This window comes from Halomonas halocynthiae DSM 14573, assembly GCF_000425725.1.
Classification (GTDB): Bacteria; Pseudomonadota; Gammaproteobacteria; order Pseudomonadales; family Halomonadaceae; genus Halomonas; species Halomonas halocynthiae.
The window spans coordinates 1-19903 of record NZ_KE384440.1; the positions used below are offsets into that span (position 1 = coordinate 1).

The 19903-nt window shown below is 53.5% G+C and carries 16 protein-coding genes; 13 read left to right on the forward strand and 3 right to left on the reverse strand.

Annotated features, from left to right (window positions below):
* From H616_RS0109105 to H616_RS14610, 6 genes are all read left to right on the forward strand, one after another.
* The coding region (locus tag H616_RS0109105; RefSeq protein ID WP_027967095.1) for a YadA family autotransporter adhesin at positions 1–2094 on the forward strand (2094 nt) is incomplete at its 5' end.
* Positions 2095–2166: 72 nt separating this feature from the next.
* Positions 2167–2961: an OmpA family protein gene (locus H616_RS14600; RefSeq protein ID WP_051234166.1), complete on the forward strand. Its 795-nt coding sequence runs from the start codon at positions 2167–2169 to the stop codon at positions 2959–2961.
* Between the two features lie 170 nt (positions 2962–3131).
* Positions 3132–3452: a hypothetical protein gene (locus H616_RS0109115; protein WP_156906443.1), complete on the forward strand. Its 321-nt coding sequence runs from the start codon at positions 3132–3134 to the stop codon at positions 3450–3452.
* A 73-nt stretch (positions 3453–3525) separates the two neighbouring features.
* Positions 3526–4461: an SH3 domain-containing protein gene (locus tag H616_RS0109120; protein ID WP_035572967.1), complete on the forward strand. Its 936-nt coding sequence runs from the start codon at positions 3526–3528 to the stop codon at positions 4459–4461.
* A 22-nt stretch (positions 4462–4483) separates the two neighbouring features.
* On the forward strand, positions 4484–5791 hold the full coding sequence (locus tag H616_RS14605; protein WP_035572969.1) for a FecR family protein: 1308 nt from the start codon (positions 4484–4486) through the stop codon (positions 5789–5791).
* Positions 5769–8099 (forward strand): CHASE2 domain-containing protein, encoded by a 2331-nt coding sequence (locus H616_RS14610; RefSeq protein WP_051234167.1) that lies wholly within the window; start codon positions 5769–5771, stop codon positions 8097–8099. Before H616_RS14605 ends, H616_RS14610 begins: the two co-directional genes overlap by 23 nt.
* A 267-nt stretch (positions 8100–8366) precedes the next feature.
* Here the strand turns inward: H616_RS14610 and tsaA are convergent, their stop codons facing one another.
* Both tsaA and nadC read right to left on the reverse strand, forming a co-directional pair.
* Positions 8367–9083 (reverse strand): tRNA (N6-threonylcarbamoyladenosine(37)-N6)-methyltransferase TrmO, encoded by a 717-nt coding sequence (gene tsaA, locus H616_RS0109135; protein ID WP_240470570.1) that lies wholly within the window; start codon positions 9081–9083, stop codon positions 8367–8369.
* A 20-nt stretch (positions 9084–9103) separates the two neighbouring features.
* Positions 9104–9955 carry a carboxylating nicotinate-nucleotide diphosphorylase gene (gene nadC, locus H616_RS0109140; RefSeq protein ID WP_027967099.1) on the reverse strand — a complete coding sequence of 284 codons (852 nt, stop codon included), beginning with the start codon at positions 9953–9955 and terminating at the stop codon, positions 9104–9106.
* A 168-nt stretch (positions 9956–10123) separates the two neighbouring features.
* Here nadC and ampD point away from each other — a divergent pair, with 168 nt between their 5' ends.
* From ampD to H616_RS0109170, 6 genes are all read left to right on the forward strand, one after another.
* Complete coding sequence (gene ampD / locus H616_RS0109145) at positions 10124–10699, forward strand: 1,6-anhydro-N-acetylmuramyl-L-alanine amidase AmpD (protein ID WP_027967100.1); 576 nt, start codon at positions 10124–10126, stop codon at positions 10697–10699.
* Positions 10700–11040: 341 nt separating this feature from the next.
* A complete protein-coding gene (gene aceE / locus H616_RS0109150; RefSeq protein ID WP_027967101.1) occupies positions 11041–13719 on the forward strand; it encodes a pyruvate dehydrogenase (acetyl-transferring), homodimeric type in 2679 nt (892 codons plus the stop codon).
* A 62-nt stretch (positions 13720–13781) separates the two neighbouring features.
* Positions 13782–15812: a dihydrolipoyllysine-residue acetyltransferase gene (aceF, locus tag H616_RS0109155; protein ID WP_027967102.1), complete on the forward strand. Its 2031-nt coding sequence runs from the start codon at positions 13782–13784 to the stop codon at positions 15810–15812.
* Between the two features lie 231 nt (positions 15813–16043).
* Complete coding sequence (gene adk / locus H616_RS0109160) at positions 16044–16700, forward strand: adenylate kinase (protein WP_027967103.1); 657 nt, start codon at positions 16044–16046, stop codon at positions 16698–16700.
* A gap of 112 nt (positions 16701–16812) precedes the next feature.
* The gene (gene tsaB / locus H616_RS0109165; protein ID WP_027967104.1) at positions 16813–17514 is read left to right on the forward strand and encodes a tRNA (adenosine(37)-N6)-threonylcarbamoyltransferase complex dimerization subunit type 1 TsaB; all 702 of its coding nucleotides are present in this window, start codon (positions 16813–16815) and stop codon (positions 17512–17514) included.
* An 89-nt stretch (positions 17515–17603) separates the two neighbouring features.
* Positions 17604–18278 carry a class I SAM-dependent methyltransferase gene (locus H616_RS0109170; protein WP_240470587.1) on the forward strand — a complete coding sequence of 225 codons (675 nt, stop codon included), beginning with the start codon at positions 17604–17606 and terminating at the stop codon, positions 18276–18278.
* Between the two features lie 166 nt (positions 18279–18444).
* Here the strand turns inward: H616_RS0109170 and H616_RS0109175 are convergent, their stop codons facing one another.
* The gene (locus H616_RS0109175) at positions 18445–19107 is read right to left on the reverse strand and encodes a YecA/YgfB family protein (protein WP_027967106.1); all 663 of its coding nucleotides are present in this window, start codon (positions 19105–19107) and stop codon (positions 18445–18447) included.
* Between the two features lie 62 nt (positions 19108–19169).
* Here H616_RS0109175 and H616_RS0109180 point away from each other — a divergent pair, with 62 nt between their 5' ends.
* Complete coding sequence (locus tag H616_RS0109180; protein WP_338035749.1) at positions 19170–19769, forward strand: SprT family zinc-dependent metalloprotease; 600 nt, start codon at positions 19170–19172, stop codon at positions 19767–19769.
* Positions 19770–19903: the final 134 nt, after the last annotated feature.

The following is a 19903-nucleotide window of genomic DNA, read 5'->3' on the forward strand; positions in this document are numbered from 1 at the left end:
GTCGACGGTAAGCTGGGTGTCAATGGCAAGGACGGTAAGAGCGGTGTTGCTATCGACGGCTCTGATGGCTCTATCGGCCTGACGGGCAGGCCAGGCAAGGACGGCATCAGCCCTGAGCTGACCATGCGTCCGGAAATCGTACCAGGCAACGTTATTGACAACGTCACCGAGGTAACACGCCTTCAGTACGTCGATGGTGATGGCAATACCAAAAATATTGCCACGCTGGAAGACGACGGCCTGCGCTTCTCGGGTAACGATAACACGGCAACGACTGACGGCTACGTCACCCGCAAGCTCAACAAAGAGATGCAGATTGTCGGTGGTGGGGATGAAATCGATGCTGATGGTAATGTGCTGACGTACTCGTCCAGCAACGTTAACACGGTTGCAACCCAGGACGGCGGTATCGAGATTCAGTTTGCTGAGTCTCCACGCTTTAAAGGTGATCTGACCGTTGAGGGTGACACCCAGCTAGGTGATAACTTCTTCGTGACCAAGGAAGGTGATACTAAGTACGACGTGACGATTGATAAGTCTACTGGTGACAAGAGCCTGGTTAATAAGGAGTACGTAGATAACTCAGTGACGGGCATTGCCAATAGCCCGCTGACCTTTGCTGGCGACTCTGGCACCAATGTAGAGCGCAAGCTGGGTGAGACTGTCAATCTGACGGGTGGCGAGAAGGATGAAGCCGAGCTCAGCGAAGGTAACATCGGTGTGGTAGCCAACGGTGATGATACCTTGGAAATCAAGCTGGCTAAGAACCTTGACTTGGGCAATAGCGGCAGTGTGACGATGGGTGACACCATCATCAACAACAACGGCTTGACCATCATGGGTGGCCCGAGCATTACCCAGGGCGGTATTGATGCGGGTGGCAAGCAGATTACCAATGTGGGTAGTGGCCTTGGTGGTAAGAAGTATGATGAGATTACCGGTGACGACCTGAATAACGCCGTTAATGTTGGCGATCTTCAGCAAGTTGCTGGGGATATCAACAACGACGTGGCGGCTGCAAAAACAGAGGTTGTTCAAGGGAAGAACATCACTGTCAAAGAGTCGACCGGCGCTGATGGTCAGACTGTCTATGAGGTGGCCACGGCTGACGAGGTTGATTTCGATGAGGTTACCGTGGGTGGCGATGGCGGCCTGACGATCAACAAGAACAATGTTGATGCCAATGGCGACGTCAAGATCGCCAATGTTGGCAAGGGAGATATCTCTGAAACCAGCACCGATGCGGTGAACGGTAGCCAGCTGTGGGAGATGCAGAATCAGATCACCAATATTGAAGTGGGCGATACCAAGTACTTCAAGGCGAACTCTGAAGCGGCAGCTGCCAATGCGGCTGGCCAGGAAAGTGTAGCGATGGGGCCACAGAGTGTCGCCCAGGGTGATAACAGCGTCGCCGCTGGTAATGGAGCCATCTCCAAGACCGAGGGTAGCGTGGCGCTGGGTGCAGGCTCTGTCGCTGACCGTGAAGGGATGAACGGTAAGAAAGAAGCCTTCTCGAACACCTCTGTGGCGTCTACTCAGGGTGCGGTTTCCGTGGGCAGCAAAGGTGGTGAGCGTCAGATCACCAATGTGGCCGGTGGTACTCAGGACACCGATGCGGTTAATGTGCGTCAGCTGAAGTCTGTTCAGGCGGGATCGGTGAACTACGATCGGAACGAAGATGGTAGTATTGACTACGGCAACGTCACCTTGGGTGGCGGTGGTGACCAGACCACTGTGATTCACAACGTTGCTGCAGGCGAGAAACCGACGGATGCAGCGAACGTTGGGCAACTGCAAGATTTGAATGATCGCTTCTATAATGAGATTGGCGGTGTCAATAAGCGCATCAGCAATCTTGAAGATGATGCATTCGCAGGTGTTGCTAGTGCCATTGCTGCCGCTTCCGTGCCGCAGACGGTACACTCTGGTGAAAGCATGTTTGCGGTGGGTGCTGGTACTTACAAGGGTGAGTCGGCAGTGTCGGTGGGTGTCTCTAGGCTGTCGGATAACGGTCGCATGGCGATCAAGTTGAATGTTACCGGTGATTCTCAGGGTAACTTCGGTGCAGGCGTTGGCGCTGGTTGGCACTGGTAAGCTAGAAGCAGAGCTTCCTACAAGGCGGTGCCAAGCGCCGCTTTGTAGGTCACGATACGTAAAGGAGCTTTTATGATGATATTCAATAAGCGCGTGCTGCTTGCTGGCTTGGTTGCTGCCTCAGCTGCACTAGTTCAGGGTTGTGTGACGTCGTACAGCGAGAATGCGGACGGTGTCAACTTTCCTGATATACCGCACTCTTATATTGAAGAGGGAACGTTTGTCGATCCTGAGGCAGTGCTGCGAATCTCTCGTGGCCAGACTAAAGACCAGGTTCGAGCCTTGCTGGCAGACCCGCATTTTGATGAGGGCCTGTTTGGTAACCGAGAGTGGAACTATATTTTCAACTTCTATACGGATACGGTGCCGGAAGGCTATATGACCTGCCAGTATCAGGTAGGCTTTAACAGTGAGGTGTTGGTTGAGCGCACTCACTGGAAAAACCCAGCCTGTGCAGATCTGTTAGTGCCGGTTGAAGTGGAAGAGATTGCTGACGATAAAGTGGTTACGCTTTCCGCTGATGTACTGTTCGACTTTGACAGCGACGTGCTACGTCTTGAAGGTCGTCGCAGTATCGACCGTTTTGCGGATGTTTTAACCGCTGAGTTTAAGAACCCACGCTTACAGGTCTTTGGCTTTACTGATCGCTTGGGTGACGATGCCTACAATCTGAAGCTATCTGATCGCCGTGCTGCGGCTGTCAAACAGGCGTTGATTGAAAATGGCGTGTCAGCTTATAGCATTCAGGCCGTGGGCAAAGGCGAGAGTAATCCGGTAGCCTCCTGTCCAGGCGTTAGCGGTAATGCGCTGAAAGAGTGTCTGCAGCCTAACCGTCGCGTTGAGATATTGATTACAGAAGCACCGTAATGTGATATCGGAGTATGTTGCGCCCCTTTCTGGCCTGGTCGGTAGAAAGGGGCGCAATGCTATCAAGTGCTCTAGTAATTGCTGTTACGGCTTTGTACTGAAATATGTCTAGGGCTAATATGTATAGGTCTGACTTGGTAAATAAGCTAAGTAAACATGGGGGTATGGGTGTGAATATTATCAGAGTCATTTTTTATGTGGTGATGGTTGCCCTGGTGGGCACGGGCGTGGCGATGTACGCGTCGGCGAGTAAGGGTGGCAAGGCGGGGGTCGATCAGACAAAGGTGTGTGTGATTGAGTCTGATCAGGATGCCGTTGATTGCGAAGAGGGGAGTTCAATACTGGCGCGCTTCACTGATAGTGAGCCAGCGGTTGCGGCGACTCGTATCATCAATACCGCAGCACTGTATTGTGATACCAACTATCAAGTGACGACAACAGCCACAGGCGTTTTTTGTGTGTTGACCCATGAGCGTATTCCCTCTCGCTAAGCGGAATTGTGCTCTGGTGAAACGAGCTATGGTAAATTGCTTGTATATCAAATGGCTGGAGGTTTAGGTGCCGATGATTTTATCAACGGATAAGCGCTGTTTTTTACCCTTGTTGCTTGTCGTTGCTTTGCAGGCACCTGTAGCAGTGGCTGACTTTGCATCCGCTCAACGCGATTTTGATAAACAAAATTACGCATCCGCTTTTTATGAATGGCGCCAGCTGGCTGAGCGGGGTGATGTGGGCTCACAGTATCAGGTGGCCCGCTTGTATGAAGCGGGTGTGGGGGTTGGTGCGAACTCTGATGAGGCGCTGAAGTGGTATCAGCTGGCCGCTGAACAGGGGAGTGTTCAAGCACAATTACGTTTGGCGAACTTGGCCTTGGCTGGCGAGGGTTTAGGGGGTGGCGATGCCGAAGCCAGGCGTTGGTTGTCTATGGCTGCCTCAGAAGGTAACGCAGATGCCCAAGTGAGCCTGGCCATGTTCTTGCTGGAAGGCCGAAGTGGAGAGGAAGATCCTAAGCGAGCAGCAGAGCTGTTTGCAGCGGCAGCAGAACAAGGGGTTGCGGTAGCTCAGAATAATTTGGGAGGGTTGTATGAGAGGGGTAGTGGCGTAGAGCGTAACCCTGAAAAAGCTTTCGAGTGGTACAGTAAAGCTGCTCGGCAAGGTGATCAGTATGCTCAAAACAACCTGGGCGCTTTGTATGCTAAAGGTCTTGGTGTTGAGAGAAACAACGCCTGGGCTGTTTTCTGGTTTGCTCAAGCCATAGCGAATGGCAATACGTTAGCCCAGGAAAACCTTGAGACAAGCCTTGAATACCTCAGAAAGCGTACAATTGCAGGCTCGCGGGTTAATATTCGTGCAGGGAACTCGACCCGTTATGAGGTGGTTGCCAAGCTTGAGCGAGGAGACGAGGTGTTTGTGTTGGGCGAAAGTGATGGCTGGTCACAGGTGTATATGAAACCTCAGCAGCGACTTGGGTGGGTCTCTTCTGCACTATTGGGAGACTGACTTGAGCAGAGGGGGAGATGCAATGAAAACTTTTTCTGGTTTAGTGTTAGCGGCTTTGTTGATGGTGTCTGCCAGTAGTGTTGCTGATGTGAACTCCAGCGTCGGTGATGCGGGCTCTCCGGGGCTATATCGAGTAAAACCCGGTGATACGCTATGGGATATTTCGGAAGAGTATTACGGCACACCTGATGTTTGGGGGAAAATCAGTAAAGAAAATAATGTGCCTGTGCCCATTCATTTACAGCCTGGCAAGGTGCTTAACCTTGATGCGTTGATGCCGCCTGTACCAGAAAGCTTTCCTGGCATTGTGACTCATTTAACCGGTGCGGTGTGGCATGTTGAGCAGGGTCGTCAGCGCCAACCATTAGCAATGGGTGATGACGTTCAGGTAGGTAGCCTGTTGGAGACGAGCTTTGATGGTTTTGTGGCCGTAGCATTCGCCGATGGTGCCAGAATTACGTTGCCGTCCAGGACGCGCGTTACGCTGGAAAAACGAGAAGATGGCCGTGGTGTGAGTGTGATGCTTGCTGAGGGGAGAGTGGAGTCTCGTATTCCGCGAACTGAATCTGGCAAGCCGCATTTTGATGTAGTAACGCCCACCGGCAATCTTGGCGTTCGGGGCACGCATTTTCGCGTGGCATATAATGATGCTACTGCCACTTATGGCGAGATAACGGGAACCACTGTTAGTGTGCTGGAAGGGCTGGTGGATGCGTCTTTCAATGTGGGGCAAACGGGAGTGGCTGCTGGCCAAGGCGCGTGGGAGTCTGAGGGTGAGTTCGGTGTGGTAGAGTTGTTGCCGTCGCCGCGTTTACACTCTTCCAGTGAAGGTTTGAATGACTCTCTGGAGTTGATGCTAAGTCAAGTGCCGAAAGCTGAGCTGTATCGTGTAAAGCTGGCAACGGATGCTGACTTCTTTAATGTTGTTCAAGATGTTAGCTCCCCAAATCATCAGCTTGAAATCTCAGGCCTTGACGAAGGTTTGTATTATTTGCACCTCACCGCTATTGATAGTAACGGCGTTGAAGGAATGCCGAGTGTAGAGATGTTGTACTACCACCCTGTTGGTGCCCAGGTGTCGTATCGTCAAGGCGAGTGGATATTTAATTGGAATTCGCGGCCTCGTTCGAGTTATCGCCTTGAGCTTTCTGCGTCAAGTGATTTTAGTCACCTGATTGTTGATAGAGAAATGACCAGTTCAAAAGGGGCATATGTTAGAAACTTGCCTGAGGGTGACTACTTCTGGCGGTTGAGCGTTTCCCATGACGATGAAGAGGCCAGCCATGTGGTGGGCACAGGACAGCTGAATGCCGAGGCTCGCAGCCAGTAGTACGCGACGCTACGCGCGTACGTGTTTTTTGATTGCCTTGCTGTTGGTGCCCCTAACTTGGTGGCTTCAATATGAGCGTTTTTGGGCTTCCGATAAGCTGCTCTACGATACGCTGGTGTCGTGGCGCAGCGATCCGGTTTCTTCTGATGTATTAATTGTCGCTATTGATGAACTCAGCCTTGAGTCGCTGGGGGCATGGCCGTGGCCAAGAAATATTCATGCGCAATTACTGGACCGCTTGACTGACGCTGACGCCAAGGCGGTGTTGATGGATGTGTTTTTTACTGAACCTGCCCGTCACTCAGTGGAGGATAAGCAATTAACGGAGGCGATTGAGCGCAACGGAAATGTTTTTCTTCCCGTGCTGCGGCTGCATGGTGCGGGTATGCGTGGTTCGGTGCTGCCGCCATTGCCCGAGTTGCGCGATGTTGCTCGGGGGCTTGGCCATGTGAGCGTTGAAACCGATACCGATGGTATGGTGCGTCGACTTTATCTTAATGTGAAAAGTGCTGGTGAGAGCTGGAATCAGTTGGCGTGGCAGTTGTATCAGACTTTACAGGAGGAGACTGAGGAGCCGCTTACAACATTACCTAAGGTGTTGCAGCCCCTGTCGCGTAGTGATAATGCAAACTGGCAGAGTGATCAGGTGGTTCGTGTGCCTTACCGAGGACCACCGGGCAGTTATTCAAGCGTGCCTTACATCAGCGTATTGCGTGGTGAAGTGCCGGATGTGTTGCTGCGTGATCGCGTCATCATGGTCGGTGCTACTGCTGGCGGATTGGGAGATAAACACCCAGTATCGTTAGCTTTTACCCAAGGAAGTATGCCCGGCGTGGAAGTGCAGGCCAACCTGTTTGATGCACTGCGTGATGGCCGATTTATCGTGAATGTACCAGAAAAAGTAGCCGCTGGCCTTGGGTTGCTGCCGCTATTAGGTATGGTGCTTATATTGTGGCTGTTGCGTTTTCGCTACTTGATGTTGCCGGCGATTTTGGCGCTATTGGCTACGTTGTTGGCGTCGTGGCTGTTGATGACACAGGGTTGGTGGTGGCCGCCGTCGATTAGCATGTTGTCGATTGTTGCAGCTTATCTGTTGATTAGTTGGCGCAGCCAAGCTGAGGCGCTGAACTGGTTCAAGAAAGAAATTGAGCAGCTGGAGCGGGAACCCCACCTGTTTCCGGTGGTTGACGCTGAGCCTCCACCCAACTGGGGTGATGCATTGCATCGGCGGTTGTATGCGTTGGATACCGGCGTTGAGCGCTTGCGCAGTGCACGTCGTTTTGTGTCAGATTCTCTGAAGTCACTACCGCTGCCGCTGCTGGTTGTGGCGGATGATGGCCGAGTGATTCTGGCAAACCGTTTGGCTAGAGAGCTTGAGCATCAACAGTTAGGGCGACGCTGCGAAAATATTTGTGAATTCCTTGAAACGCTAGATGACAACATCCTCGCGGGTAGTGACGGTAACAGCCTTGGTAGTGCGCTTGGGGGAGCTCACGGACGGCGGGTATATGGAGTTGCTGAGCGCTGTTATCGGTTGGACTTTGCACCACTGCGCACGAGTCGTTTGACGCGCCAAAATGGTTGGTTAATTGGTCTGGTCGATCTGACTGCGGAAAATCAAGCCGAAGAGCAGCGCGCGCGTATGCTGCGTTTTCTTTCGCACGACCTTAAGTCTCCTCAAACTGGTTTGTTGGCGCTGGTTGATTTGCAGCGTAAGCCGCAAACGGCATTACCGGATGAGGCTTTTTATCAGCGTATTGAGCAGCAGGTGCGCACTGGCCTGAGTCTGACCGAAGATTTCATGCAGCTGGCTAAAATCGAATTCGGCGCACCGGTAATGGATGTCGTGGTGTTGGAAGATGTGGTGATGGAGGTGCTGGACCAGGTATGGGCAGCCGCCAGAATTAAGCGTATTAAATTGAACTCAGCACTGGAGTGTGAAGAGGGCGGTATAGTGCGTGGCGACAGGGGATATTTGGTGAGAGCCCTGCATAATGTGCTGGAAAATGCGGTGAAATACAGCCCTGTCGATACAGAAATAACCGTGACGGTTAAAGAAGAAGCCGAGCGTGTGATCTGCCAAATTTGTGATCAGGGTCGAGGCATTGCCGAAGCTGATCTGCCGTATATTTTCGAGAGTTATAGCCGCGTAAATGTTGACGCCGAGGTTCAGGGGCATGGCTTGGGCCTTGCGTTGGTTAAAGCCGTTATTGACCAACACCGCGGGGATATTTCCTGCACTAGCACCTTAGGTGAAGGCACTTGCTTTACGTTGACATTTATACGCGACAACGAGTTGCTGGAATAAGCCCTGTTTAGCTCTCTTAGTTTTTCCATAATGCTTAAACAACGTTTACGCGTTATTGTTGTGAGAATCCGGTTGATTGAGCTTTGATCAAGGCGTAAGCGCTATTGTGGGAGCCCGGTTTATCGAGCGATGAGGGCTGGTTGGTTAACTCAAATCGCCCGATAAATCGGGCTCCTGCTTGTGTGAGTTACTGCCTCTTAATAAATCGGCCTTCTGTAAGCCTTGGGTTGGGCTGTGGTGGTATTAGAAGGCCAGCTTGCTGGGCGGCTATATGGCGGCGAGCTCTATGACTTCCAGTACGTTTTCTTGTGTGGCCCGAAAGCGTACATCGATGTCGCGCAGGCGTATGCCGTGGATGCGTGTGTCGGGGCGGCGGCGGTAAGCGGGGCGTGGGTCTTGGGCGAGCACCTGTTGGATTAGAGCGCTCAGGTTTTCGCTGTCGGGGCGTGCAGCGAGTTGTTGCGCGGCCTGGTTGCTGAATGTTACCTGGAAGAGAGGCGGTGCTTCGGGGGCGAAACCGCTACGTGCCTGGGGTTTCGATTCGAGCCAGGGCAGGTAGGGTTTGATGTCTACTACTGGTGTGCCGTCAGCGAGATCTGCACCGTTGAGAGTTAAGGTTACACCGTTGCGTGTATCAATGTGCTCTAGTGCTACCAGTGAGAGCCCGATACGGTTGGGTCGATGGGTGCTGCGGGTGGCAAAAACGCCCATTTTGGCATTGCCGCCCAGTCGAGGTGGGCGCACTAGTGGCTTCCAGCGTGTGGGGCTAAGGTGAAAAATGAAGGTTAGCCAGATATGGCTGAACTCGTCTAGCCCGCGCACACTAAGAGGATCATCGTAAGGAGGGGTCAGCACTAGGCTGGCACGGGCGGCGTTGGCGAGCCCAGGTTGGCGTGGAATGCCAAAGGGACTGATAAAGTCGCTGCGTATATGGCCGATAGGCTCAATGCGTAGCGATTCATTGTTGGTGATGGAGGAGTTCAAAAGCAATTAGCCGATGTTGTTTAGTCAAAAATATCTGTTAGACGCATGGATAGGTCGATGGCAGTGATATTTTTGGTTAGAGCGCCGCTAGAGATGCAGTCGACGCCAGTTTCAGCAATATCTCTGAGCCGGTCGGCGTCGACATTGCCTGATGCTTCAAGTACGGCGTTACCCGTGTTGCGTTTTACCGCTTCGCGCATATCTTTCAACGAGAAGTTATCTAGCATGATGACATCGGCACCTGCAGCCAGTGCGCTATCTAGTTCATCGAAGGTTTCAACTTCTATTTCTACCGGCAAGTCGCGTGCGATGCGACGCGCTTCCTCAATAGCTGCAGAAATCCCTCCGCAGGCGGTGATGTGGTTTTCTTTAATTAAGAAGGCGTCATAAAGACCGATGCGGTGGTTATGCCCGCCGCCGCAGGTAACCGCGTATTTCTGGGCGAGGCGCATGCCAGGCAGGGTCTTGCGGGTATCTAGCAAGCGCACGCCGGTGTCCTCAACCAAGTCAACGAAGGCGCGTGTTTGGGTTGCTGTGGCAGAGAGGGTTTGTAGTAGATTGAGTGCTGCACGCTCGCCAGTTAGCAAGCTGCGCGCGGGGCCTTCAAGTAGCAGGAAAGGCTCATTAGCACTGATGCGGTCGCCGTCGCTGGCCAACCAGTGCAGCGAAACGCTGGCGTCTAGGCGACGAAACAGTTCATTCACCCAAGCCATACCGCACAATACACTGTCCTGGCGGGCAATAACGCGTGCCTTGGCGCGTTGTGTGGCAGGAATCAGTTCTGCAGTGATGTCGCCGGGACCAACATCTTCCGCCAGTAAACGGGCAGCACTATTGCGAATTTCCTCGGCGAGAGCATCTTGGTAATCCATGATAAGTCTGTCCCTGTTCTTTTATGGAAGTTTTTCTAAAGAAAACGCTTATATAGATAGTCTGTGCGCTAGAGCTGTCTGTATGAACGTTTGGGTGCAACGTTTGTGATAACAGATGGTGAACGGCCATTATAAGTGAATTATGCAGGTTAACGTCAGAGGGGAGATATGTCGATTCAAGCGCTTATACAAGAGGGCTGGCTGGCCGAGGCTAGGCGTGTTCCTTCACCTAACTGCAATGAGCGACCGAGCGGGGAAGTGTCGTTGCTGGTGGTGCACTCTATCAGCTTGCCGCCGGGGGAGTTTGGCGGTGAGGCCATCGAGCAGCTATTTACTAACCGCCTGGCGCCTGAAGCACATCCTTTTTTTGCTGAGATTCACCAGCTGCGTGTGTCGGCACATCTACTGATTCGCCGTGACGGGGAGTGTGTGCAATTTGTGCCTTTTAATCAGCGTGCGTGGCATGCAGGGCGCTCGCGTTGGCGGGATGAAGGTCGGTGGCGTGAGTCGTTGAATGATTTTTCTATTGGTATTGAGCTGGAGGGTGATGAGGTGTCGCCTTATACGCAGGCCCAGTATCGTGCACTATGCCGTGTAACCGCTGCGCTGATTGAATCTTATCCCGCGATGTCGGCTAAGCGCATCGTAGGTCATGCGCATGTTGCTCCGTTACGTAAAAATGACCCTGGCCCAGCATTTGATTGGGCGTTTTATGCTCAGCAGCTGAGTCGTCACTCTGTGTAGCGAAAAAAGAAGGCTCGTTTGGCAGGTTTCAATGGCTTTGGCTATTGTGTCTGATTGAAGCCCGCTTGGTGGGTGGGTAGGCGAAATAATCCTGATGAGGCAATGGCGAGGCTGGTTCAAAGAGTTTTGGAAATTGCTTCCAAATCTGTTTTAATTGCTGCTATGTAGCTTATGCGATAATTTTGAGACCTGTTTTGAGAACGGTGCTGTGTGGTTCACAGTATCTTGTAATAATACTACAACATCGGGTTGTCCTGTCGGCAAATGCACGCACAGCACCCATAGCAAATTACCTCTTGCCGTGGGGAAATTAGTCCCCACCGTCATTCGGAGAGACGTCCATGAGTCTTGAGACACGAGAAGATCTCGATCCGGTCGAAACCACGGAGTGGTTGGAATCCCTGGAGTCTGTACTGGACCGCGAGGGCGAAGAACGCGCCCGTTTCCTGTTAACCCGCTTGGCGGATCGCGTTCGCCGAGACGGCAGACAGGTACCTTTCTCGGTGACGACGCCTCATCGCAACACGATTCCGGTGCATCGCGAGGCACGCATGCCTGGCGATATGTTCATGGAGCGGCGTATTCGCTCATTGATCCGCTGGAATGCGGCTGCCATGGTGACGCGTGCTAATGCCAAGAACAGTGGTATTGGCGGTCATATTGCCAGCTTCATGTCCAGTGCTACGCTGTACGATGTAGGCTTCAATCATTTTTTCCGTGCTCCCAAGGGCGATTTCAAAGGTGACCTGTTGTTTATTCAGGGTCATAGCTCGCCGGGTATTTATGCCCGCTCTTTTCTGGAAGGTCGTCTGACGGAAGCTCAGATGGATAAGTACCGTGAGGAAGTGGATGGCGATGGTCTGTCTTCTTATCCTCACCCGTGGCTGATGCCTGATTATTGGCAGCTGCCAACGGTCTCCATGGGGCTGGGACCGATCATGGCGATCTACCAGGCGCACGTTATGAAGTATCTGGATCAGCGTGACCTGCAGCCGATGATGGACCGCAAAGTGTGGTGTTTCATGGGCGATGGCGAGTGTGATGAGCCGGAATCTCTGGGGGCAATTCACCTGGCGGCGCGTGAGAACCTTGATAACTTGATTTTTGTGGTCAACTGTAATTTGCAGCGTTTGGATGGCCCGGTACGCGGTAACTCGCGGATCATGGATGAACTGGAAGGCGTGTTCCGAGGAGCCGGCTGGAATGTCATCAAGGTGGTATGGGGCCGTTTGTGGGACCCGCTTTTCGAGCAGGATCATAAAGGGATTTTGCAGAAACGGATGGACGAAGCGGTTGACGGCGAATACCAGAACTACAAGTCAAACGGCGGGGCTTATACTCGAGAGCACTTTTTCGGCAAGTACCCGGAAACGGCCGAGATGGTCAAAGACCTGTCCGACGAGGATATCTGGAAACTCAACCGTGGTGGTCACGACCCTTACAAGATGTATGCGGCCTACCATGAGGCAGTGAATAACGCTAATGGTCGTCCTACGGTAGTCCTGGCGCACACCGTTAAAGGTTATGGCTTGGGTGCTGACGGTGGGGAAGCCGACAATGAGGCGCACCAGGTCAAGTCGATTGACGACAAAGGGGTTCTCAAGCGTTTCCGCGACCGTTTCAGCATCGATGTGACTGATGAGCAGATCGAAAATGAGATGCCGTATTTCAAGCCAGCAGATGACTCGCCAGAGATGCGCTACATGCATCTACAGCGTGAGCGTTTGAACGGCTATCTGCCAGCTCGCAGTCCAGATTTTGACGCGCTGGATATTCCGGGGCTTGATGACAAGATTTTCTCTTCTCAGACAGGCGGCTCCAAAGGTCGTGAAATTTCTACCACCATGGCCTTTGTACGCATTCTCAATGGGCTGGTGAAGCATAAAGGCTTTGGTAAACAGGTTGTGCCGATTGTGCCCGATGAGGCACGTACCTTTGGTATGGAAGGTATGTTCCGTCAGCTGGGTATTTATAGTCCTGCGGGTCAGAAGTATGAGCCCATGGACAAGGGCCAGTTGATGTACTATCGCGAAGATAAGGCCGGCCAGGTGCTTGAAGAAGGCATTACTGAGGCAGGTGCCATGTCGTCGTGGGTCGCTGCGGCCACGTCGTATAGCAATAACGATATTCCGCTGTTGCCGTTCTATATTTATTACTCGATGTTTGGCTTTCAGCGCATTGGTGATCTGGCTTGGGCCGCTGGCGATATGCAGGCGCGAGGGTTCATGGTGGGTGGCACGGCAGGGCGTACGACACTTAACGGTGAGGGCCTGCAGCACCAGGATGGCCACAGCCACCTGCAGGCGTCGATGATTCCCAACTGCCGCAGCTATGACCCGACCTATGCTCATGAGGTTGCCGTGATTGTTCAGGATGGTCTGAAGCGGATGTTTGCCGACAAGGAAAACTGCTTCTACTACCTCACGGTAATGAATGAAAATTATCCACACCCTGAGCTGGCAGAGATTCCCGCGGCGGATATCATCAAGGGCATGTACCTGCTGCGTGAAAGTCAGGGCGACAAGGGCCATGTTCAGCTGATGGGGTCTGGTACTATCCTGCGTGAAGTCGAGGCCGCCGCTGAAATGCTTAGTGACGAGTGGGGCATTGGTTCTGATATTTGGAGTGTGACTAGCTTCAATGAGCTGCGTCGTGACGCGTTGGAAATCGACCGACAGGCCTTTATTAACCCTGAGACTGAGCGTGGGCAGCCGCATGTAACGGCTTGCCTAGAAGGTCGTGCGGGGCCGGCGATAGCGGCTACTGATTACATGAAGCTGTTCGCTGATCAGGTTCGCGCTTGGGTGCCAACCGATTATCATGTGCTTGGTACCGACGGCTATGGCCGCTCTGATACCCGCGAGAAGCTACGCCACTTCTTTGAAGTGAATCGTTACTTCGTCACCGTCGCCGCTCTCAAGGCGCTGGCGGACCGTGGTGAGCTGGATCGCAAGGTTGTTGTTGAGGCAATGGCTAAGTATGGCATTGACCCCAACAAGCCGAATCCGCTGACCAGCTGATCCCGATGTCCGGGCGGGGCTTACCCCGCCCGTTCCAGACACGATTTGGAAGGAGCGCAACCTTGAGTAGCGAAACCATCAAAGTTCCCGACATCGGCGGCGATACCGATGTGGAAATCATCGAGATCGCGGTGTCTGTTGGCGATGTGATTGACGCTGAAGATACCCTGATCACGCTTGAGTCTGATAAAGCCAGCATGGACGTGCCTTCGCCTAAGGGCGGTAAGGTAGTCAAGGTGTTGGTTAGCGAGGGTGACACCGTTTCTGAAGGCGATGCTATTGTTGAGCTTGACGTCGAAGGCGATGGTAGTGACGACAGCGGCGATAGTGAGCCTGCGGTGGAAGCCAGCAAGCCTCAAGAGCAGCCCGATGAACCGTCAGCAGCTGCTGCGGCTCCATCTGCTTCAAGTGCTAGCTCTGGTGGCGGTAAGCAGACAGTAGATATCGTGATTCCAGATCTTGGCGGTGATGAAAACGTTGAGGTCATCGAAGTGGCAGTGGCTGTTGGCGAAGAGATCGCTGAAGAAGACACGCTGATTACGCTGGAGTCTGACAAGGCGTCTATGGACGTGCCCAGCGAGCAAGCGGGTAAGCTCGTAACGTTGACTGTTAAGGTGGGTGACACCGTGTCAGCGGGTGATGTGATCGGCACTATCGAAATGGCTGGCGGTAGCGATAGCGAGGCTGACAGTAGCGCAGCGCAAGCGCCTGCTGCAGCACCGAGCGCGGCGTCTGGCGAGGCACGGAAACCCACGCCTGCACCAGCGGCCAGCAGCGGGCCGACACGTCAGGAAGTCCGTGTACCGGATCTGGGTGGCTCCGGCGACGTCCCAATTATTGAGGTGGCCGTTGCGGTTGGTGATGAGGTTGAGGAAGAAGGCACATTAATCACCTTGGAGTCTGACAAGGCGTCGATGGATGTGCCAAGTCCTTATGCGGGTAAGCTGGTTGAGTTGAGTGTCAAAGAAGGCGATAGCGTCTCTGAGGGCGACTTGATCGGTTATATCGAGACCGCTGGTGGTCGTGTCGCCGAAGAGGCGAGCGAGCCTCAGTCTGCGCCATCACAAAGCACGCCTAAGCAACGCGCTGAACAGCCTAAGCAGAGTGCTGCGCCGGTTGGACGCCCGAGTCCTGAAGCAGAAATGGCTGCGCATAAACCGCGTGATGGCAAGCTGGTGCATGCTGGGCCGGCGGTGCGTATGTTGGCTCGTGAGCTGGGAGTGGATCTTGAGCAGGTTAAGCCTAGCGGCCCCAGAGAGCGCGTGCTGAAAGAGGATGTTCACAACTACGTTAAGCAAGTGATGGCGGGTGGCCAGGCCAAGAGCGCTGGAGCTGAAACTCAGGCTGCGGTGGGTAGTGGTATACCGCCAATTCCTGATGTTGACTTCAGCCAGTTTGGTGATGTCGAAGAGAAGCCCATGGGTCGCTTGATGAAAATGGGCGCGACCAATCTGCATCGTAGCTGGGTTAATCTTCCTCATGTGACGCAGTTTGATGAAGCCGATATCACCGAGCTTGAGGCTTTCCGCAAATCGATGAAGGCTGAGGCGGAAGCGCAAGGAGCAAAACTCACGCCGCTACCGTTTATGATCAAAGCCTGTGCCTTGGCGCTGGCGCGCTATCCGCAGTTTAATGTCAGCCTGAAAAGCGACGGCGAGACCTTGGTGTACAAAAAATACGTACACATTGGTATCGCCGTGGATACGCCGGATGGTCTGATGGTGCCGGTGATTCGTAATGCTGATAAAAAATCGCTGATTGAGCTGGCCAAAGAGTCTGTCGAGCTGGCAGGCAAGGCGCAAGCCAAAAAACTCAAGCGCGATGAAATGAGTGGCGGCTGCTTCACTATTTCGAGCTTGGGTTCGATAGGTGGTACTGCGTTCACTCCTATCGTTAATGCGCCCGAGGTGGCAATTCTTGGCGTGTCAAAGGCGCAAATGAAGCCGGTCTGGGATGGTGCTAACTTCCAGCCAAGGCTGATGATGCCGTTATCGTTGTCGTACGATCACCGTGCAGTTAATGGGGCAGATGCTGCGCGTTTCACTGCCTTTATTGCGCAGTTGCTCAGCGATATTCGTCGTCAGTTGCTGTAATACGTCACAGCAGAGCTAGAGCGGCGCCTTCGGGCGCCGTCTTTTTTTCGTCGTTTGGTCTGCCAGACCAAAGTGCTATTCGTTGTTAGCTGGTTGTTAAATAATAATTTTTTTTTGAAATTTTATGAGCTTTCAATGCCGCTCATCTTGTTTGGTGGCCGTAGCAGGGGTATTGTAATTTCATTCAATTTTAACACTAGTACAATTTATCTCGCTTCAAGGAGCAGTTAGATGCGTTTGATCCTTTTAGGGGCGCCGGGCGCCGGCAAGGGCACCCAGGCTCAGTTTATCTGTGAGCGTTTTGGCATTCCTCAGATTTCAACGGGCGATATGCTGCGTGCGGCCGTGAAGGAAGGAAGTGAGCTGGGCCTCAAGGTTAAAGAGATTATGGCCACAGGCGGGTTGGTCTCTGATGATTTGATTATCGCACTGGTTAAGGAGCGTATTGCGCAACCCGACTGCGCCAATGGGTTTCTGTTCGACGGCTTCCCTCGCACCATCCCTCAGGCCGATGCCATGAAGGATGCTCAGGTCAAGATTGATCATGTGCTTGAAATTGCCGTGCCAGATGAGGAAATTGTTAAGCGTTTGGCAGGCCGTCGTGTGCATCAGGCGTCTGGGCGCACGTATCATATCGACTACAACCCGCCCAAAGAAGCGGGTAAAGATGATGTGACGGCTGAACCGCTGATTCAGCGCGAAGACGATAGCGAGTCGACGGTGCGTAATCGTTTGGCTATCTATCATGACCAGACAGCACCGCTGGTTGAGTATTATCAGCAGTGGGCATCACAAGAGCCCAGCGTTGCTCCCGCTTATCATCGGGTTGAGGGTGTCGGTAGCGTTGATGACATCACCGCTCAAGTGACCCGTGCGCTGGAAGGCTGAGCTAAGCTAGCCTAGCAGCATGGTGTGATACATTCTGTTGTTCCAAGGGCCCGCATTGTGCGGGTCCTTGGCGTATAATCAGCCGACACTTTTCTGACGCCTTGTTTTTCATATGCCCATACTGCTTGCCCTAGATGCCTCTTCGAGCGCCTGTTCTGCTGCACTGTTACACCGCGAAAACGGTAGAGACGACCGGCTGATTTCACGCTTTGAGTTTACGCCCCGTGAACATACACGGCGATTGTTGCCAATGGTTGACGCGGTGTTGGCTGAGGCAGGCGTTGTGCCTGCTGAGCTTGACGCCGTGGCCTACGGGCATGGCCCCGGTTCTTTTACAGGGCTGCGTATTGCTGCGGGTGTGGCTCAAGGGCTGGCGTTTGGCTTGGAGTGCCCGCTGATTGGTGTCTCTACCCTTGAGGCGCTGGCGCTGGGGGCTTATCGTCGTCATGGCTTTCATCACCTGTTTACTGTGCTCGATGCTCGCATGGGCGAGCTATACGCCGCTGCGTGGCAATGCGGTACTGACGGTAAGCTGCTGGCACGCATGGAAGAAAGCCTGTTAGCACCAGAGCATTTGCAGCTGCCCGAGGGGAGCGAGAGCTGGGTGGGTGTTGGCTCAGGCTGGCATCTGAAAGAGGCCATGCCCGCAGGCACTCAGGCGGCGGTTAGGCACTGCCTTTCCGACTGCGAAGCAGCAGCGGAAGATATGGCGCTGTTGGCAGCCGATGCGTTTGTGGCTGGCGGAGGGCGTCCTGCGCAGGAGGTACAGCCAGTCTATTTGCGTGATCAAGTGGCGTGGAAAAAGAGCCAGTGATTCAAACCTCTGTGGTAGCCGCGGCAACTGTTGACCTGGCCAGGAGCTGGGGGCTGCCTGAACGAGATAGCCCCGAAGGGCGTGAGGCCCTGCTGGTATTACAACAGTACGGTGACCGCTTGGCGCTGGTGGGAGATCCTCGGGTATACGGCAAGCCGCTGCAGGTAGACTTTGTTGCTGGGCGGGCTGCGCATCGTCGGCATTTCGGTGGTGGTAGAGGTCAGTTGGTCGCGCGGGCCTGTGGGTTGGGTAAGGGAGTCAGCCCGTCTGTGGTGGATGCTACCGCAGGCTTAGGGCGTGATGCGTTTGTGTTGGCCAGTCTTGGTGCTCGAGTGCTGATGGTGGAGCGGGTGCCAGCTATTGCCGCATTGCTGAATGACGGGCTGGCGCGGGCGCGACAGGATGCTGGTATAGCCAATATTGCAGCGGCGATGACCTTAATGCCGGGTGATGCTTGCCGAGACCTAGCGCTGCTGGTTCAGCGCGCTGATGTGCTGCCAGAAGTTATTCATTTAGACCCGATGTTTCCCCACCGCGACAAGTCTGCACTGGTCAAAAAAGAAATGCGGATATTTCGTGAATTGGCCGGTAGCGACGACGACGCACCACGACTGCTAGAGGCGGCACTGGATGTGGCGACTCATCGTGTTGTTGTCAAGCGTCCACGCAAGGCACCACCGTTGGCAGGCCCCGCACCACGTCATGTGTTGGAAGGTAAAACGAGTCGCTACGACCTCTATGTGCACCAGTCCATGACGAGTTGAGGGTTCCGTAACACCAGGCCGGTGCCTCAGCTCTATTGTGGGCGTTCTATTGTGGGAGTCCGGTTTATCGGGCTCCCACAAAACCATCTGGTGACGTCTTCAGCAGGCCGGTGTTACCCCATGAACTGGTTTCCCACAGCACCTGACCAGCGCCAGCTTCTGAGACTCAGCGTTTGTGTCCTGTTTTTCCCTTTCTGTCTCCGGCTGGACCTTTGCGCCTTGGGCGCGGTTGGTCTGTCTCAGGGGGGACGCGAAAGTGCAGGTACAGGTCCAGTACCAGTTCGGGTAACTGAGCGGTTAGGGCGTCGAGTCGAGGGGTGTCTTCGGCCAGTTCAGTCATATCAGGTTCGTCATCGAATAGCCCCGATAACAACATGAAAGGCAGCAGCAAGGTCGCTGTGGTTTCTTCGTTGTCTTCAAACCAAGCGGCTTCGTTAAGAAATACGCCTTCCATAAAGCCAGCGCACCAGTCGCCGATGGGAGTTTCTTCGGGGGGCAGGCCGCCTAGCTCCAGATCAAACGGCAGCTCTGGCAAACCGCCAGCCTCCAGCACGTTAATCGCATTGGTGCGAAGATTGTCTAGCAAGCCAAGAATTCGGTCACGCTCAGTGGTATCAGTAAACGCAGGTTCGCCTTGAAACAGCTCGGCCACCCAAATGCTGATTGGCTGCTCAACCGGTGCTAGTGCCAGCGCGACCAGAAAGCCATGGCTGCCGATCAGGTCTAGTGCATCGGGGCCAACACGTTCAGACGCTAGGAAATCGTCGAGCTCATCGAGGCTTTCATCCTCAAGCAGAGGGCTGGGGACTGGTGTTTCATTGTCAGACATGATGTATCTCGCTGCTGTCGCGGGCCTGTCAGCAGGCCGATTAGCGGGGATAGTCGCTGCTGGTGGTGCGCTTTACGCTACCAGAGGCTCATGCCATTCTACCATCCATGATGACACCCACACTGGATGATATTGATAAGACCTGGCTGGCTAAGCTGAGCAAGGCAGCGAGTCAGCAAGCGTTGCGTGATCGCTGTACTGACGCCTGGAAGCTGTGTTTAGAGGTCTGTGACGACTTGCCGTCGCCGAACATTTGGTTTGATTTGCGCGGTAAAACGGCAGGCCAGGCACATTTTGGTCGAGGTGGGCTGCGCTTTAACCCCGTGCTGTATGACGAAAATCGCTATGAGTTTTTAACAGATATTGTGCCTCATGAAATGGCGCACTGGTTGGTTGATCACTTGAAAGGCAGCGAGCGAATGCGCCCGCATGGCCATGAATGGAAGACCGTGATGCGTGAGCTGTTTGGGCTGGCGCCGACAGTGACACATCGTTTTGATACTCGGCGAGCCAGCCCTGCGCCGTATATTTATGGCTGTTCATGTCAGCAGCATGCGTTTAGCCGTCAGCGTCATGGATTGGTTTTAGCAGGGAAGCGTTACTATTGCCGAGGTTGTATGCTCCCTTTGACGTATGTGGGTCATAGTGAAGCTATTTTTTAAATATAAGCTGTTGTTATTAAATGATAATTTATTTCTACCAAGGTCTAAATGGAAGACTGCCTCGGGAAAGATATGCTAGAGACGTTATTTATGGGGTCGGTGCGTACAACAATAATGCGTCCGAACGTGGTAAT

Excerpts from the sequence above, each read along its gene's own strand:
- H616_RS14600 (WP_051234166.1), top strand. The coding sequence starts at position 2,167 with ATGATGATATTCAATAAGCGCGTGCTGCTTGCTGGCTTGGTTGCTGCC.
- H616_RS0109120 (WP_035572967.1), top strand. The coding sequence starts at position 3,526 with ATGATTTTATCAACGGATAAGCGCTGTTTTTTACCCTTGTTGCTTGTC.
- H616_RS14605 (WP_035572969.1), top strand. The coding sequence starts at position 4,484 with ATGAAAACTTTTTCTGGTTTAGTGTTAGCGGCTTTGTTGATGGTGTCT.
- H616_RS14610 (WP_051234167.1), top strand. The coding sequence starts at position 5,769 with ATGCCGAGGCTCGCAGCCAGTAGTACGCGACGCTACGCGCGTACGTGT.
- nadC (WP_027967099.1), bottom strand. The coding sequence starts at position 9,955 with ATGGATTACCAAGATGCTCTCGCCGAGGAAATTCGCAATAGTGCTGCC.
- ampD (WP_027967100.1), top strand. The coding sequence starts at position 10,124 with ATGTCGATTCAAGCGCTTATACAAGAGGGCTGGCTGGCCGAGGCTAGG.
- aceE (WP_027967101.1), top strand. The coding sequence starts at position 11,041 with ATGAGTCTTGAGACACGAGAAGATCTCGATCCGGTCGAAACCACGGAG.
- adk (WP_027967103.1), top strand. The coding sequence starts at position 16,044 with ATGCGTTTGATCCTTTTAGGGGCGCCGGGCGCCGGCAAGGGCACCCAG.
- tsaB (WP_027967104.1), top strand. The coding sequence starts at position 16,813 with ATGCCCATACTGCTTGCCCTAGATGCCTCTTCGAGCGCCTGTTCTGCT.
- H616_RS0109175 (WP_027967106.1), bottom strand. The coding sequence starts at position 19,107 with ATGTCTGACAATGAAACACCAGTCCCCAGCCCTCTGCTTGAGGATGAA.